Raw genomic sequence first — 15,880 nt, 5'->3', positions numbered from 1 at the left:
AATCCCTATCTAAGCATTCAACAGCCCGGCGAAAACCATGGCGTCTCGGATCACCTTGCCGGTGGCCGGTGTCACCGGCATCAAGGGCAGGCGGATTTCCTCCTCGATGCGGCCGAGCAGCTTCAGGCCATGCTTGGCGCCGGCGAGGCCGGGCTCCTTGAAGGTCGCGTCATGGAGCGGCACCAGCCGGTCCTGCACCTTCAACGCCCCAGCGTAATCGCCCTTGAGCGCGGCCTCCATCAGATCGGCGCAGAGGCGCGGCGCGACATTGGCGACGACCGAGATGCAGCCATGACCGCCGGCAGCCATATAGGCCAGTGCGGTCATGTCCTCGCCGGAGAGCTGGATGAAATCCGGGCCCATGGCGTGGCGCTGCTGCGAGACGCGGGCGAGATTGGCGGTGGCATCCTTCACGCCGACGATGTTCTTGAGCTCATAGAGCCGCGTCATCGTCTCGACGGACATATCCACCACCGAACGCGGCGGGATGTTGTAGATGATGATCGGAATCCCGATTGCATCGTTCACCGCCTTGAAGTGCTGGTACATGCCCTCCTGGGTGGGCTTATTATAATAGGGCGTGACCACGAGAACGGCGTCGGCGCCGGCCTTCCCGGCATGAACGGCGAGATCGATAGCCTCGATCGTGTTGTTGGAACCAGCCCCTGCGATCACCGGAACGCGGCCCTTGGCCTGATCGACGACGATTTCGACGACGCTCTTGTGCTCGTCATGGGAGAGCGTCGGGCTCTCGCCGGTGGTGCCGACCGGGACCAGGCCGGTCGAACCGCTGGCGATCTGCCATTCGACCAGCGCGCGCAGCGTCTCCTCATCGACCTTGCCGGATTTGAAGGGAGTGACCAGAGCTGGCATCGAGCCGGTAAGGGCAATGTGCTTGGTCATCGGGCTGATCCTGAAGCGAAACGCGGGTTGTCGGGCCGCCACACATAAACCGTCGTTTGGTCAAGGCAAAGCCGGCAATGCATGAAAATGCGTAGCCTCATAGTTAAGCCTTCATCAACCCCCTTCCCCGACCATCGTTCCCGAATGCCTGCCCCAGGATGGAGACCCGCCATGGCCTCGCCTGCTGCCGCGAGGAGATTGATCGGCCTGCTGTTGCCTGCCGTGCTCTCCGCCTCGACCACACAGGCGGGTGACGACGGCATGCTGGCGAGCCAGCGCAAGCTCGCCATGATCGGCGACGTCGAGACCACGGGCGCGCTGCTGCCCTATCCGTCCTCCACCCTGCGGGGCGATGATGCAACCAATCTGGACGCCGTGAAATCTGCCGTCGCCGCCTATAGACGCGGCGCACTCGGCGAGGGTGATGAGCTTGCGGCGCGGATCGACGACCGCGCCGTTCGCACGCTGCTCGAATGGGTGGCGATCCACGCCAATGCCGGCACCGTGTCGTTCACGCGGATCGACGCCTTCCTGCGCGAGCATCCGAACTATCCCGCGACGACCCGTTTTCGACGCCGCGCCGAAGAGGCGCTGATCGCCGAGAAGAAGAGTCCGCTGATCGTCCGCGCCTTCTTCCACGGCCAGCAGCCGGTGTCGCCGGCCGGGCGGATCGCGCTCGCGCTCGCGCTCAAGGACGAGGGGCGAGCCGAAGAGGCTGCCGCCCTCGTGCGCCGGACGTGGCGCAAGGACCCGTTCGGGCAAGCGCTGGAGAAGATCGTCCTCAAGGAATTCGACGCCGTGCTGACGAAGGACGACCATCGGCAGCGTACCGAGCGCTTCCTGTTCAAGGACAATGACGGGGCAGCCTTGCGCAATGCCGCCCGGGTCTCGGCCGACTATGTCGTGCTGGCCAGGGCGCGGCTCGCCAGCGCCGGAGCGCGCCAGCCGATCCCCGAAAAGCAGATCGCGGCAGTGCCAGCCTCCGTCCGCAGCGACGTTTCCTTCGCCTTCCTGCGGGCGCAGCAGGCCCGCCGGGCCGACAAGCTCGACGATGCCGTCAAGGCGCTCGCCAGTGTTCCGCGCGACGCAGCCATGCTGGGCGATGGCGACGGCTGGTGGGAAGAGCGGCGCATCATCTCGCGCAAGCTCCTCGATGCCGGCCAGCCAGCGAAGGCCTATGAGGTCTCGGCTGGCCACGGCGCCGAGGACGCAGCGGAGCGTATCGAGGCGGAATGGCATGCCGGCTTCATCGCACTGCGCTTCCTGAAGAAGCCGGAAGTCGCGCTGAAGCATTTCGACGCCGCTGCCGCCATCAGCGAAACGCCCATCTCGGTCGCCCGCGCGGCCTATTGGCGGGGCCGCGCCTTTGAGGAGATGGGGCAAGCCGATGAGGCCAAGGCCGCCTTCGGCAAGGCGGCAGAGCAACCTGTCGCCTATTACGGTCAACTCGCGCGTGCGAAGCTGGGGCTGGACCGCCTGCCGCTCCGAAGCACTTCGGCCGCCGCCCTCGAGGGATTGCCGGGCCATCGCGGCGTGCGGCTGCTCTATCGCATCGGCGAGCGCGACCTCGCCACGCTGATGCTGAACGATCTGGCACAGCGCCTGCACACCACCGAAGCGCTGGAGGCGATCGCGGCAATCGCGCAGCGCGAAGCTGATGCCCGTGCGCTCGTCGGCATCGGCAAGGCGGCGCTGCAGCGCGGCTTCCCGCTCGACATGGCTGCCTATCCGGTCAACGGCATCCCGGAATTCGACGTGCTCGGCGACCCGATGGAGCGCGCCATCGTCCACGCCATCGCCCGGCAGGAGAGTGCCTTCGACCCGGCCGCGATGTCCGGTGCCGGGGCACGCGGGCTGATGCAGATGATGCCGGCGACGGCACGCGAGACGGCACGTCGTGCCGGGCTGCCCTTCGACTGGCAGAAGCTGGGCCAAGACCCGCTCTATGCGGCGCAGATGGGTGCAGCCCATCTCAACGACCTGCTGAAAGAGTGGCGCGGCTCCTACATCCTGACCTTCGCGGCCTATAATGCCGGCTCGCCGAATGTGAAGAAATGGATCGCCGCCTATGGCGACCCGCGCGACCCGGAGGTGGATGCCGTCGATTGGGTCGAGCGCATCCCCTTCTCCGAGACGCGCAACTACGTCCAGCGCGTGATGGAGAATCTGCAGGTCTATCGCGAGCGGCTGAACCAGCGCACCGCCTATCTGATCGACTACGATCTGAAGCGCGGCGGCAAGCGCGATTAGCCGCTGGCCCCTCACCTGCCCCGCCATCCCGGGCGCGGGCCAAGCGAGGACCTGCAACCCATCGCAGTCGCAGCGGCCTTCAACGGATTCCACATCGGCGTCGAGCTGCGAAAGCCGGCTTCCGCCCTCGGCCGGAGCATGATTAGGTGCGCGGGAGATAGCTTCCTCGAGTTCCGCATGATCCCGGCTTCCGCCTTTACCTCCCGCTTCGTCAGCGCTCGCGACGGTCTGAAACTCCATCTGCGTGACTATGGTCCGCTCGAAGGGACCGCACTTCCGGTCGTCTGCCTGCCGGGTTTCGCGCGCACGGCCGCCGATTTCCACGAACTGGCAATGGCTCTCGCGCAGGACGAGACCAAGCCGCGCCGCGTGCTGGCGCTCGATTATCGCGGCCGCGGGCTCTCGGATTACGACCGCAACTGGAAGAACTACGACATCCGCATCGAGCTCGACGACCTCATGCAGGTTCTGGTCGCGATGGGCATAGAACAGGCCGTTTTCGTCGGCACCTCGCGAGGCGGGCTTCTCACAATGGCGCTCGCGGCGGCCCGGCCGGCCGTGATCAGCGGAGCGGTCCTCAACGATGTCGGCCCGGTGATCGACGCGCGCGGCCTGTTGCGCATCCGCGGCTATGTCGGGAAATTGCCGGTGCCGCGCAGCTTCTCGGAAGGCGCCGAGATTCTGAAGCGGCTCTCCGACCAGCATTTCCCGGCGCTCAGCCAAGCGGAGTGGGAGATCATGGCCCGCCGCACCTGGACGGATCGGGACGGGCCGCTCAAGCCGGATTACGACACGAAGCTGATGAAGGTGCTGGAGGAGCTCGACCTCGAAGCGCCCCTGCCGGTGCTCTGGACCTATTTCGACGGGCTCAAAGCGGTGCCGCTGCTGGCGATCCGCGGAGCGAACTCCGATCTGCTGGCCGAAAAGACCCTGCAGGAGATGGCCGAGCGCCATCCCGACTGCGAAATCTTCACCGTCGCCGGACAAGGCCACGCCCCTCTATTGGGCTCGAGAGACATGGCCCGGCGCATCGGCAAGCTGATCGCGCGGGCCGAGCGTCGAGCGGCCTGACTTTAGGGTTTCGACGGCTCCTTCGTGGCCTCGCTGGAGATGGCTGCGACATTGCCCTGTCCGGCGGAGCCGTCGTCGCGGGACGTCTCGACCAGCCCCGCCTGGGCGCGAGCGGCAAACTCCGTCACGACGCCCGTCGCCAGAACCTTCGCCTGGCCGACCCAGTCTTCACGCTCGATGCGACCGGGAAAAGCAAGGTAACTGCCGACCCATTCGACGTTGTCGGGCGCCCAGGCGGCGATCTGCTCGAAATGCCAGATGCCGAGGCCGTGCAGGCGACCTTCATTCTGCCGGCCGACACCCTTGATCAGCTTCAGATCGTCGGCTTTTCCATCGCGAGCCACCGCCTGACCCGCGGGCCGACGGCCGGGCAGATCGGCCTCGTTCTCGACGGGCGGAAGCACATCGGCCGTCACCCGGGTTACGCTCACCGCTGTCGGCCTGTGAAACAAACTAGCACAGGCGCAACCTGCCCAGTACGCAGCGATGAATAGCAGCGCGGTCTCCAACCATGTCGCAACGGCCCCGTTGAGCCATTGGAACCAGGCCAGGGCTGCACCAAGGGCCCAGAACGCAGCGACAACCGTCCAGGCACCGTTCCACAGCCGGACTCTGCCGCCACCTTGGCTGATCCGGCCCATAGCGAGCCCAAGGCCGAAGGCGCCGAGCAGGAACCAAACGAACTGGCTGGCGAGATAGAGCATGACCGCCTCCTACTTCGCCACGGTGAACTGCACGCGGCGGTTCATCGCTTTGGCTTCCTGCATGTCGTAGGGCAGGATCGGGCGGGCGCTGCCATAGGCTTTGACCGTGAGCTTCGCGGGGTCGATGCCGCGGTGCGCGAGCTCCTCACGGACACGCGTGGCCCGGCGCAAGGACAGGTCCACATTGTCGAAGCCGCGCCGTTCGCCGTCGCGGTTGGCATGCCCTTCGATGGTCACCGAAGCGTCGGGGCACCTCTTGAGAATGGCCGCCGCCTCGCCGATTACTCGCTCGGTCGTCGCATCGAGTTCGACGACCGAGGTGCCCTGCCCGAACAACACGGCGTTGCGCCGGGTCAAGCCATCGAGATCGTTCTGGCAGCTCGCCGGCGGGTCGACGACGCAGCCGGTCTGGCGCAGGCTGATTGCGGCATCGGCCTTGAACCCCGCCGGCAGGCCGGACGCCGCGCTCGTCTCGATTTCGCTCCTGATCAGTTCGCGACAGGTCAATCCGCGGATGCTGACGCGATCATCCTCGATCGAAGCAGAGCCCAGATCCAACCTGAGCAGATCCGCGAGCATCACTCTCGCGGCAGAGCCGAAATCGGACGGCGCTCCCGGCACGACGACCAACCCGTCGTCGAGCCGATCCTTCAGGGGAGAATCGGCTACGACGGAACGGAGATTGGCGCGCGTTATTTCATCAGGAACATAACCGCTGAGCCGCAAGCCGGTGCGATCCATCGACAACGTCAGCCCATAAGGCCGCACCACGATGCCTTCCGGCAGAGACGCGACGGCAAGCCCTGCCGGAGCGCCGCGAGCAAGCAAATCATGCAGCGCCGCCAGGCCCGCCGCATCTGCAACCTCCCCGACTACGGCGAAGTCCTTGTCGCGGATCGTCACAGATCCCGACTTCAGCCGCGACAAGGCCTGAAGTGCGAAAGACAGCGATGCGGGAATATCGAGCTCGGAGCGCAACGCAGATTCGATGCTCATGCGGTCCTCGAGCGCTGCCTCCCCGAACAGACGCCGCGCCGCGGCCATTGCGTTGTCGCGCTGCGCCTCGCTCGCCACCACGCCGCCCAGTGAGACGCGCCCATCAGCGCGTCCAGCGTTCCAGTCGAGCGGCACCGGGGCTGCCGCTACCGGCGCGTCTGTCTGCCTGGCGGCTGACACGGGAGGCGCGCCCGATTGCTCACCAGCTCCGGAAGCGAGAGGGGCAGCGGAAGCCGAGGTGGGGCGATCGGCCGCGGGATTTGCCGGAAGTACGTCCTTCAGGATCAGGCCCGGCACCTCGGGCGGTGGCACGACGACAGGCGCCGGCGGCGGTTCCGGAGGACAATCGATCTCGACACGCGCGACCGAATCGGGACCGTCCTGCTGCGCAATCTGCAGGCGTAGCGACTGGCATGCCTCATAGCTGTCCGGTCCCTTGCCGGAGAGCGTATAGATGTCGCCGTCGAGCTCGGCCCTGCCTTCCCGAAGCCGAGCGAGGTCGGCCGCGGCGCGAGCGATCTTCTCCAGAAATGCAGACGGTGCGCCATCCCCCGGCTGCAATTCGTCACGCAACATGATCGCCGCCCCGAAGGCGCGTTGCACCGCCTGCAGGAGCTGCCTGTGGACCTCGTCGTTCGGGTAGTAGCCCCGCAGGACGAGTTCATCATCGGCGCGGTGCTCGGCGCTCCATCGATATGGTGCCACGATCGGGGGCTCAAGATCGCATTTCACGGCCTGGAAGCCAGGCCGCGCCAGCTGCACGATAGCAGCCTCGAGGGCCCGGAACGAAACGGGGCTCACGGCCCTCCCTTCGATGCAGAAGCGACTGTCGTCGAGCGCGATCCGTCCGGAAGCCAGTTTCGGCAGTTCGGCGATCATCGCGGCGGTCATGGCCCCGAAGCCGTCCGGCGCGCCGAACGCGATGGTCTGGCGATCGTCGACATGCAGGCCGGGCAGCGCCGCGCCTGCCGCAACGAGATTGGCTTCGGCCGTCTGGACATCCGGGACGAAGCCGCCGAGCGTAACGCTATCCGATAGCCGCCCGGCGAACCATGAATAGGGCTTCTGCGCAACGACCTGCGACAGACCGCCCAATGCCCGCCGCACGCCGAATTCGGCACGCAGATGCGCCATCGCGCGGGTTGCGCCGTCGGTCGACAGAACCTCGCCTGCAATCGTGACGTCGCGTCCCTCGACCTGCGCCACGACAGGACGGGCCCCTGGGGTCCGGCCGGCCACTGCCGCAACGGCCCTCACCGCGCGCGCGCCGACATCCTGCTCGATAGCTGCGTCCAGCCCGACATTCCCGGCTCCCCACAGCAGGACCAGTGGGATCAGACCCCAGAACCAGCGCGTCGGCTGCGACATGTCACGCCCCTATTCACCCGTTCCGGCCAATGCTCAGGCCCAGGCATCCGACAACCGCGACCGTTCCATTCTAACAATAATTCGCCTGACGATCCGCAGGCTTTGTTTTAAGCGCCGCCAAGATTCACCCGATCCAAGCCGCCAACGCGAACGATGGATCGTCCCGATTCAACCGGATCGTGAAAGCCCCTCGGCCGCGGCGTGCTTCAATCCACAGGCAATAAAAAAGCCCCGGGTTTCCCCGGGGCTTCCGACTGAGATCGGAGACCGATCAGAAGTCGCGCTGGATGCGGAAGCGGCCAGCAACGGTGTCGTCGGACTTGATGCCGAGCACGCCGCTGCGGACGTTGTTGTTGCTGATGACACCGACCGGCGAATTGACGTCGAGATGCGAGTAGAGCACTTCGACACCGATATCGAGACCGGAGACCGGCGACCAGATCAGAGCGCCAGCGAGCAGGAACTCCTTCGGGTCTGCCGAACGGGCGAAGACGCCGTTGAAGGCTGCCGAGGCTGCGTCGTTGTACTTGAACTTCAGCTCAGAGTACGAAGCGCTGATCTCGGTGCGGATCGTCGGGGTGAAGAAGTGGCGGAACGCCGCAACAAGCGACCAACCGGTCGAGTTGTTGATGTTGCCGGTGATCGGGTTGATCGCGGCGTCGGCGAGCGTCAGGGCACCAACGCGGCCGAGACCGAGGCTGTTCGGCGACCAGCCGAGGTAGCCGAGGGCGCCGTCAGCATAGGCAGCCTGCAACCACAGAGCGTCGCCAGCGGCGAGCATCGGCAGGTTGATCTTCACGCCGCCCTGGATGGCCCAGACCATCTCATCGCCGTTGACCGCAGTGATGTTGGTCGCGGTGGCGTAGCTACGCTGACCGACCATACCGGACAGCTGAGCGGAGCCCCAGCCCTGATCGACGCGCAGCGAGGCGACGAGATCGGGGAAGTTCTGACCCTGAGCGGTAACCGCAATACCGCCGACGCCGGGGGTGAGCGGGTTGAAGATTGCGCCCGCGAGCTCGCGGCCCGAGGTGCCCGAGGTACGATCTTCAGCCGAGATCGTAGCCGAGAAGCCCGAACCGAAGGTCGCGGTGTAGGCCAGCAGGTTGACGCGCGAGTCAGCCGTACGGATCGAAGCGAAGTTCAGGTCCGAAGCGTAGAAGTCGAAGAACGACTGAGCGCGACCAGCGGTGATCGGGCCGAACTGCACGAAGGCCAGGTCAACCAGCGAGCCGGTCGAGGTGGACGACGGACCGCGGACGAGGCCGGGGACGGTCGAACCAACGTTGAACGGAGTCACGCCGCCAGCATTGTAGATGCCGGTGTTGTTGGTCAGCTCGTAGCGGATGAAGGTACGCAGGGTGCCGTAAGCGGTCTGCGTGCGGACGTCGACGTTCAGACGGCCACGGGCGCGGGTGCCGTAGGCATCCTGGAAGTCGCTGTAACGCGTGCCGATGGCGTACTCGGCGCGGACGCGGCCCGAGATGCGCAGGCAGGAGTCAGTGCCCGGGATGTAGAAGAAGCCGGCACCGTAGGCAGTGCAGACGCGAACGTATTCGACCGGAGCGGCCTTCCGCGAGGGAAGGTCGGCGGCCTGAGCCCCGGCGACCGCGGCGATGCCGGCGGCGGAACCGAGGAGGAGGCTCTTAACGAGCTTCATTTGGTAACCTCCAAAAGAGTTTCGAGACCCTCGGGCTTCAGCCTGCCCCCCGCCCCAGACTTTCAGCCTGATCGCAGAACCTGCCTATTCCCGGTCTTTCGCCCGCGTCACCGACCTATTTCGGAGGCGAGGACGAAAAACAGCGACCGGGAACGTCCCGACGCATTTCCACCATACGAATGCGCCCTCGCCGATCAACCATGATCCGCCGCCAAGGGCTGTGCATGGGGTGCTTTGAAATCCGGTGTTGCAGTCGAGCCACGCTTTGAAGCCCGAAATTTACGAAGCATTAACGCTCGACGGCCCGACGGGCTGGTTTTGAAGCGATCCAAAGGGGAAACATGAAGCCGGCGAGCCTTCCGGGCGGCGAATCTCGCGGTGCGTGATTCCCCGCCGCGCCGGCTGCTCAGTATTCCCACTCGGCGCCGATTCCGACGGCCGCGCTGCCGTCCGCCCCCGTCTCCGCCTGGAGCTTCAGGCGCTTCGTCACGTCGATGCCGACTGAGACACCGCTATCCTCGGGCTTCGTCCCCACCTTCACACCGATGGAGACATTGTCGCTGATGTAGCGCGAGGCCCCGAGGGTCGGGCCGCCTGCGCCCATCTGGATATCGAGATTGTCGACGCCGAGCGACTTGCGCAGCCGTTCGAAGGTGTCATCCCCGCCTCCGCCGGCGAACTGGGCTGCAGCCTGGGCAAGCTGCAGCGCCTGGAAGGGCGAGAGCGAGCCGGAGGCGCGGGCGAAAAGCAGCCGGGACAGCACCTCGTCCTGCGGCAATTCAGGTTGGGAGGTGAAGGCGAAGCTCGGCTGGTCGGCCGGGCCGCTGACGGTGATCCTTGCCGTCACGTCGCCCGCGCTGGTTTCAGCTACAAAGTCCAGTTCCGGAATCAGCCCTCCGGCGAAAGTGAGCCTGCCACGGCTGAAGTCGAGGCGTTGCGTGAGCACGCTGATGCGGCCTCGGCGCAATTCGAAGCCGCCGTTCAAGACCGGCGCCGAAGAGGTCCCGGCCACGCGGATCTCGCCGCCAAGTTCGGCATCGATGCCGCGGCCACGGATGAAGACCCGGCTGGGCGCCGAGACCGTCAATGCCAGCGTGGCGTCGAAGGGGGGCGCTGCTCGTCCGCGGCCGCGCGCCTCCCGTGCCTTGCGTTCTGCCGCGAGCCTTGCGGCAGCGGTCCCACGCGCATGGATGTGCCTGATGCCGTCGACCGGACGAAGCGAAGCCGGCAACCGATCGGGAACCGTGACCTCGAGCGAGACGATGTCGATGCGCCCGCCGAGCCGCGGACGCTGCGCCAGCGGACCGCTGATCTCGAGATCCAACCCGGCAACCGCGGTGACGAGCCCGCTCGAGACAAGTTGGGCACGATCGCCGCGGATGCGAATGTTGCCGGGGAATCCCGCGGCGGGGTCCACCTTGACCTGCCCGCTGGCCGTGATCGTGCCACCATTCGGCGCACGCGCCGAAGCGCGTTCGACGGTCAGATTATCGCCATTCGCCGCGACGCGGGCTTCGATGGCGTTAAGCCGGATCCCCTGCAGCGCATCCGTGAAGCTGCCGTTCGACAGGGTCGCGTTACCGCTCAACCGTGGCGCGGACGCCGTGCCTCCGGCGCGCATGTCGACGGCGACGCTGCCGGTCACGCGTTGCCCGTTCACGGCCAGCAGCGGATTGGCGAGCCCGGCATCGACGCGGCCCTGCGCGGCAAGATCGAGCGGCCCCGTCGCGTTGAGAGGCGCGGTTCCGCGCAATGTCAGGCTCGCGCCCCGGCCGGCATTCACAGTGGCGGAAACGCTGGTCGCATCGCCTTTGAAGGCCCCCTCACCCGCGATCTCGACTGGAGGCAAGCCTGCCTGACGCGTCTCGGGCGTCACGAGCTGGGCGATCCTCACCTTCCAGGGGCCGGCGAGATCGCCCGGCTTGCCCTTGACCTGCGCCTCGGCGTTCAGGGTGCCGGAGAAATTCAGACTGGGCGATGCGATGCGGGCGGCTGCGAGCGGCACGTCGCGGGCCGTGAAGCGCAGATCGAGCGTCTCACCGGCCCGGCCATCGAGCGTCACCTTGCCCTTGTCGATCGTCAGGGCGAGGCCGGCGATCTCGACCCCGGACGCCGGGAAGCTGAAGGTCGCGGGATTCGCGAGCGTGATCGCCCGGCCGTCGCGGCGGGCATCGAAGGAGGCGAGTTCCAGCTTGAGAGGCTCGCCGGGCACGAGCCGGCCGGCGCCTTTCAGGGCAAAGCCACGCGCATTGGCGCTCAGCGTGAAGGCGCTGGCGTCGGGCGCGCCTTTCGAGTCGAAGCGAATGGCGCTGATCGTCTCGCCGGCGGCGATGGCGCGATCGATGGCCACGGCCGCATCGAGCATCGGCCGGCCGTATATGTCGCGGGCGCCGATCTTCGCATCGAGCTTTTCGATCGAAACTGACGGCCCGGCGAGGCGCGAGCCCCGTGCGGTCAGGTCGATATCCTGCCGCCCATCCGGCGTGGCGAGGACGATGTCCGCGTCGAGCTGGCCGCCAAGCTTGGTCAGCGCCAGCGCCGACAGGTCATCGAGATTGCGCGCGGCCAGGGTCAGCCGCCCGGCCGCGCGGCTCGCCGGATCCAGCGTGAGACCTCCGTTCAGCCGGACCGAGCCGATCGACAGATCGAGGGTCGAGAGGTTCCAGCCGTCGTCGGGCTGGCGCGCCAGCTGGATATGGCCGGACGCCGGCTTGGCATCCACTTCGCCAGTCAGGTTGACGCTGGCGCTCAGTGCGCCCTGCAGATCCTTCGCGACCGCATCGACGGTCAGCCGCGGGATCGGCCGGGCGAGCGCAGTCGCATTGGCAATGGCGATGCGGGCGGTCGCGTCGAGCTTGTTCTGCGGGCCGGTGATCTCGGCGGTGATGTCGCCGCGGCCAGAGAGACGCGGGTCAGCGCGCTTGAGATCAGGCAGCGCAAGCGCCAGCTTCAGGCTGGATTGCTGCCGGCCGAGCGAGCCATCGGCGGTGAAGGCCGCATGCTGCCCGGCCACACGCAGGCCGTCCACCGTGTAATCTCCGGCAAGCGCATTGACACGCCCGGCCAGGGTGAGGTTGCCCGCCAGCAATCGGTCCACGACGGCGGTGCCGGTGGCGAGGTGCTCGGCCTTGCCATCGAGCGTCGCGGCGTAGTTGTTGAGACGCGGTGTCGCGTCGAGATCGGCCGTGACCTCCGCCCTGCCCCCGAGCGGGCGCTCGGCAAGTCCGCTAAGGCGCGAAAGATCTGGCAGGACGGCCTTGAGCTTGCCGAGCACACGCGCCTGTCCGAGCTTGCCCTTATAGTCGAGCTCGACGCCGGAGAGGGCGAGCTTCAACGTTTCGAAATCGGCTGTGCCATCGTCCTGGCCGACGCCACGCAGGGTAAAGGTGACCTTGTCGCCAACCGCGCGCGCGAGCGCCTTGTCGGTCAGCGCGACCCCGCTGGCCTCGCCGTCGGAGGTCAGCGTGATCCGGGTGCCCGGCTCGCCGATGGTCCCGGTCGGTGTCGCGTTGAAGGCGAGCGCGACCTTTCCGAACCGGCCGGCCGGCATCTTGGCATCCTGCGCGTCGAGGGTCGCGACCACGGTCGGGCCCGCAACGGGCCCGCGGATCGTCGCATCGAAGGCGAGCTTTCCGATCTCGGCGCCGGAGGCGACGGTACGGCCATTGGCATTCGGGCGCGAAGCCGCGCTGACGCGGATATCGAGCGTCTTGTCGGCGTTATAGCGGCCGAGCACGTCGAGACGCGCCAGCGCGGAGACCAAAGCGAGATTGCGGATATCGACGCCGCCATCGTCCCGAAGGCCGACCGCGCCGTCGAGGCGGGTCGAGCCCGCGAAGACCGGAGCAACCGGCGGCGGCATCAGCCCCTCGATGCGCGCCTCGAGCGCAAGCGCGAGCTGACGCTCGACGCCGGCGCGGTTGAGCGTCGCCGAGCCTTCGGCACCGATGGTCGGCCCTGCGGTGAAGGTCAGGTTCGAGCGGAAGGAGTCGAGCGGCCCGTCGCCGTTGAGATCGAGCTTCACCGGTGGCTCGCCTGGAAGGCCAGCGACCTTCGAGATCAACCCGCCGGCCGGCTCGTCGAGCTTGGCGGCGAGCCGAAGACGTGTCGTCTGCGGGACGAAGGCAAGATCGACGTTGAAGGTGCCGCCCATGTCGAGGCGGCGCGCCTCGAATTTGAGGTCGAGCCCTTCGCTCGGCGGACCGAGCGAAGCCGAGCCGGTCGCGCCAAGGCGCGCGGCGACGCCGAGAACCGGCTCACCCAAAGCCAGTTCATTGAGTTGGAAGGCGCGCAAGATCACCTTGAGCGGCAGCTCCGGCAGGATCGGCTCATTGCTCGCAGGCGCGGTGCCGGCCGGCTGCGGCGCGGGCCTGCGCAGCATCTCCAGCTTGCCGATTTCGAGGCGGTCGACATCGAGCCTGCGCAGAAGCAGCGCGCTGCGAGTCCAGATCAGGCGGACGCGATCGAGCCGCAGCCAGACGCCATCGCGATCCGACAGGACGATGTCGCGGATCTCCACATCGGAAGAAAGCGCGCCATTGACCTCGCCGATCGAGACCTGACTGGTGTCGCTGGACAGCGCCTTTGAGATGAGATCGGCGACGATGCCGCGATCGGTCTGTGCGTTCTGGGCGAAGCCGCCGAAATGGGCGGAGGCCAGGAACCCCGCCGTCAGCAGCAGGGCGAAGAGCGCCAGACGCGGCATGGTGAGAAGGCGGCGCATCAGAAGGCCTGCCCGATGCTGACATAGAGCGCGACCGGCTTGTCACCCTTGCGCGGGTTGAGCGGCGCCGCGACGTCGACCCGGATCGGCCCGATCCCGGTGTAGTAGCGCAGGCCAAGGCCGGCGGCCATCTGCAGCTGCTGCTTGCCGTCCGGGAAGCTCGATTCGAAAGCGGTTCCGGCGTCGAAAAAGGGCACGATGCCGATGGTCTCGGTGATCTTGATGCGCGCCTCTGCCGAGAGCTCCAGCAGGCTGCGCCCACCCACGACCTGATTGAACGGCCCCAGCGGCGCAATGCTGCGATAGGCATAGCCGCGCACGGAGCCGCCGCCGCCGGCAAAGAAGAGCCGCGTGGGCGGGATCTCGTTCAGGCTCGCGCCCGAGATCGAGCCGAAGCCGACGCGGCCGGCCAGGACATAGCGCGCGTCCTCGTCGAGTGCGTAGTAGGCGGAGACGGTCGCCTTGGTCTGGTAGATGCCGACCGTCGAGCCGAGGAAGGTCGGATAGGGCGCGAAGGACGCGTTCACGCGAAAGCCGCGCGTCGGATCGAGCAGGCTGTCGGTCGAATCGTATTTCACCGAGAGCGGAATGCCGACCAATGTGTAGGTTATCTGGCCGAGCACGTCGCTGGTCTGGCCGCGCTCGACCTCGAGACCGGCCTGGACCGAGAAGGTGTCGCTGAAACGGCGCATGATCGCGGTGGTCACATTGGCGTAGCGGGCCGTGTAGCCGCCATAGCGCTCGGTGCCGACGCGCTCGCGCGTTGCGACGCCGTCGATGAGCCAGTCGTAACGGCTGCCGCCCAATGCCGGCTTCAGGAAACTGAAGCCAAAGCGCCCGCCGATGTCGGATTCCTCGAAATCGCCGAAGCTCTTGATCTTCGTGCCGTCAATGCGCGGCGCCAGAAAGATGCTGCCCTCGAGCCGCAGCCGCTCGGCGCCTCCGAACAGGTTGCGGTGCTCCCAGTAGGTTTTCACCGTCGGGCCATCGATGGTCGAATAGCGGGCGGAGAAACCGAGCAGGCGCTTCGGCCGCTCGGTGACGTCGACGAAGATCGGCAGGTTGCCGGCGCGGTCGAGCTTGTCGCCCTCGCGGATGCGGACGGAACCGACAGCAGGGATCCTCGCGATCGAGCGGCGCATATCGGCCAGCGCCTTGGGCGAGTAGGGATCGCCGGGCTCGAGATAAATGAAGGAGCGGACCACCTCGGGCGGAATCTCGTCGGTCTGGCCAAGCGTGATGTCGCCGAAGCCCGCGAGCGGGCCGGGATCGAGGACGTAGGTGACGTCCATGATGCCGGTGGCGTGATCGACGACCGGCCTAAGCTCGACCATTTTGGCGAGCGGGTGCGACTGGGCGCGCATGTAATCGACCAGCGCCGCCTGCGCGCCGCGCAGCGCAGCCGAGGTCGCCGCCTCACCCTCTTTCAGCTTCGCGACCTTGAGCGGATCGGAGATCACGGCTCCTCCCGCCTCGTCGCGCTCGACCACGTCGATCTTGCGCAGGCCGAAGACCTTGCCCGGTCGGACCCTGATGGTGATCGGCACCGCATCGCGATTGCGATGCGCCTCCAGCGCCCGGATCAACGCCGCGTTCGGCTCTACCCCGAGCGTGAGCGAAACGCCGTCGACGACCATGGAGAGTTCGGCGTTGAAATAGCCCTGCGACCAGAGCGCATCGACGAGCGGGTTGAAATCGGCGGCCATGCGCCGCGCCAGCGTCTCGCCGTCCGGCGGCGCATCCTGGCGCAGCCGGTAGAGCAGAGAAGCGTCCTGCAGGGTACGGGTCAGCGCCTTGGCGTCTTCGGCATCGCCAAGATCGAAGTCGAGCTTGTAGGGCAGGCTCGACGCGCTCGCCGCCGGTGGCTCGTCCTTCTCGGTAAAGAGACCAAACACGTCCAGCGACGAAAGATCGAAAGCCCGGGCGGATTCAGCCTGCAGGCCCAGCAGTGTGGCAAACGCACAGCCGCCGCTCAGCGCGACAGCACGCCCTGCCCTACGCCACAACCGCATCCGCCCTCCAAGCCACCCCGCCACGCAATCGAAACCGTGTCCGATACCCGCCGTCATCATAAGGCGGGAGCGAGCATGCGCAATGCTCAAGGACCTGTAATCCTTCGGCCTGCCCACCGGATTCGAAAGAGCCTGTCGTGAAAAGACTAAGCATTGGTTTTCAAGAGCACGAAGGTTAATAGCTGAAAGTCAC

Annotated in this window: 8 protein-coding genes; 2 read left to right on the top strand and 6 right to left on the bottom strand. The window is 66.8% G+C overall.

Annotation, left to right across the window (positions count from 1 at the left end; genetic code table 11):
* Positions 1-9: 9 nt before the first annotated feature.
* Positions 10-903: a 4-hydroxy-tetrahydrodipicolinate synthase gene (gene dapA, locus AC1DE3_RS08320; protein WP_441512484.1), complete on the bottom strand. Its 894-nt coding sequence runs from the start codon at positions 901-903 to the stop codon at positions 10-12.
* 171 nt (positions 904-1,074) lie between these two features.
* On the opposite strand from dapA, the gene AC1DE3_RS08315 reads away from it, so the two are divergent.
* Positions 1,075-3,153, top strand: a complete 2,079-nt coding sequence (locus AC1DE3_RS08315; RefSeq protein WP_441512483.1) for a transglycosylase SLT domain-containing protein — start codon at positions 1,075-1,077, stop codon at positions 3,151-3,153.
* A 177-nt stretch (positions 3,154-3,330) separates the two neighbouring features.
* Positions 3,331-4,224 carry an alpha/beta fold hydrolase gene (locus AC1DE3_RS08310; protein ID WP_441512482.1) on the top strand — a complete coding sequence of 298 codons (894 nt, stop codon included), beginning with the start codon at positions 3,331-3,333 and terminating at the stop codon, positions 4,222-4,224.
* Between the two features lie 2 nt (positions 4,225-4,226).
* Here the strand turns inward: AC1DE3_RS08310 and AC1DE3_RS08305 are convergent, their stop codons facing one another.
* The 5 genes from AC1DE3_RS08305 to AC1DE3_RS08285 form a co-directional block, all read right to left on the bottom strand.
* A complete protein-coding gene (locus tag AC1DE3_RS08305) occupies positions 4,227-4,928 on the bottom strand; it encodes a hypothetical protein (protein ID WP_441512481.1) in 702 nt (233 codons plus the stop codon).
* Positions 4,929-4,937: 9 nt separating this feature from the next.
* Entirely contained in the window at positions 4,938-7,292 is a 2,355-nt protein-coding gene (locus tag AC1DE3_RS08300; protein WP_476852310.1) for an OmpA family protein, read from the bottom strand.
* A 271-nt stretch (positions 7,293-7,563) separates the two neighbouring features.
* Positions 7,564-8,952, bottom strand: coding sequence for a porin (locus AC1DE3_RS08295; protein WP_441512479.1), 1,389 nt, complete (start codon positions 8,950-8,952; stop codon positions 7,564-7,566).
* Between the two features lie 406 nt (positions 8,953-9,358).
* Positions 9,359-13,675: a translocation/assembly module TamB domain-containing protein gene (locus AC1DE3_RS08290; protein WP_441512478.1), complete on the bottom strand. Its 4,317-nt coding sequence runs from the start codon at positions 13,673-13,675 to the stop codon at positions 9,359-9,361.
* A complete protein-coding gene (locus tag AC1DE3_RS08285; RefSeq protein ID WP_441512477.1) occupies positions 13,675-15,687 on the bottom strand; it encodes an autotransporter assembly complex protein TamA in 2,013 nt (670 codons plus the stop codon). Before AC1DE3_RS08285 ends, AC1DE3_RS08290 begins: the two co-directional genes overlap by 1 nt.
* Between the last annotated feature and the right edge of the window lie 193 nt (positions 15,688-15,880).

This window comes from Allobosea sp. 10L417 (assembly GCF_056395485.1).
The sequence above is the reverse complement of the archived record's forward strand: the minus strand, read 5'-3'. Positions and strand labels throughout refer to the sequence as shown.

Bases quoted from the DNA above. Each gene is read 5' to 3' on its own strand.
- AC1DE3_RS08315 (WP_441512483.1), top strand. From the start codon at position 1,075: ATGGCCTCGCCTGCTGCCGCGAGGAGATTGATCGGCCTGCTGTTGCCT.
- AC1DE3_RS08305 (WP_441512481.1), bottom strand. From the start codon at position 4,928: ATGCTCTATCTCGCCAGCCAGTTCGTTTGGTTCCTGCTCGGCGCCTTC.
- AC1DE3_RS08285 (WP_441512477.1), bottom strand. From the start codon at position 15,687: ATGCGGTTGTGGCGTAGGGCAGGGCGTGCTGTCGCGCTGAGCGGCGGC.
- dapA (WP_441512484.1), bottom strand. From the start codon at position 903: ATGACCAAGCACATTGCCCTTACCGGCTCGATGCCAGCTCTGGTCACT.
- AC1DE3_RS08310 (WP_441512482.1), top strand. From the start codon at position 3,331: ATGATCCCGGCTTCCGCCTTTACCTCCCGCTTCGTCAGCGCTCGCGAC.
- AC1DE3_RS08295 (WP_441512479.1), bottom strand. From the start codon at position 8,952: ATGAAGCTCGTTAAGAGCCTCCTCCTCGGTTCCGCCGCCGGCATCGCC.
- AC1DE3_RS08290 (WP_441512478.1), bottom strand. From the start codon at position 13,675: ATGCGCCGCCTTCTCACCATGCCGCGTCTGGCGCTCTTCGCCCTGCTG.
- AC1DE3_RS08300 (WP_476852310.1), bottom strand. From the start codon at position 7,292: ATGTCGCAGCCGACGCGCTGGTTCTGGGGTCTGATCCCACTGGTCCTG.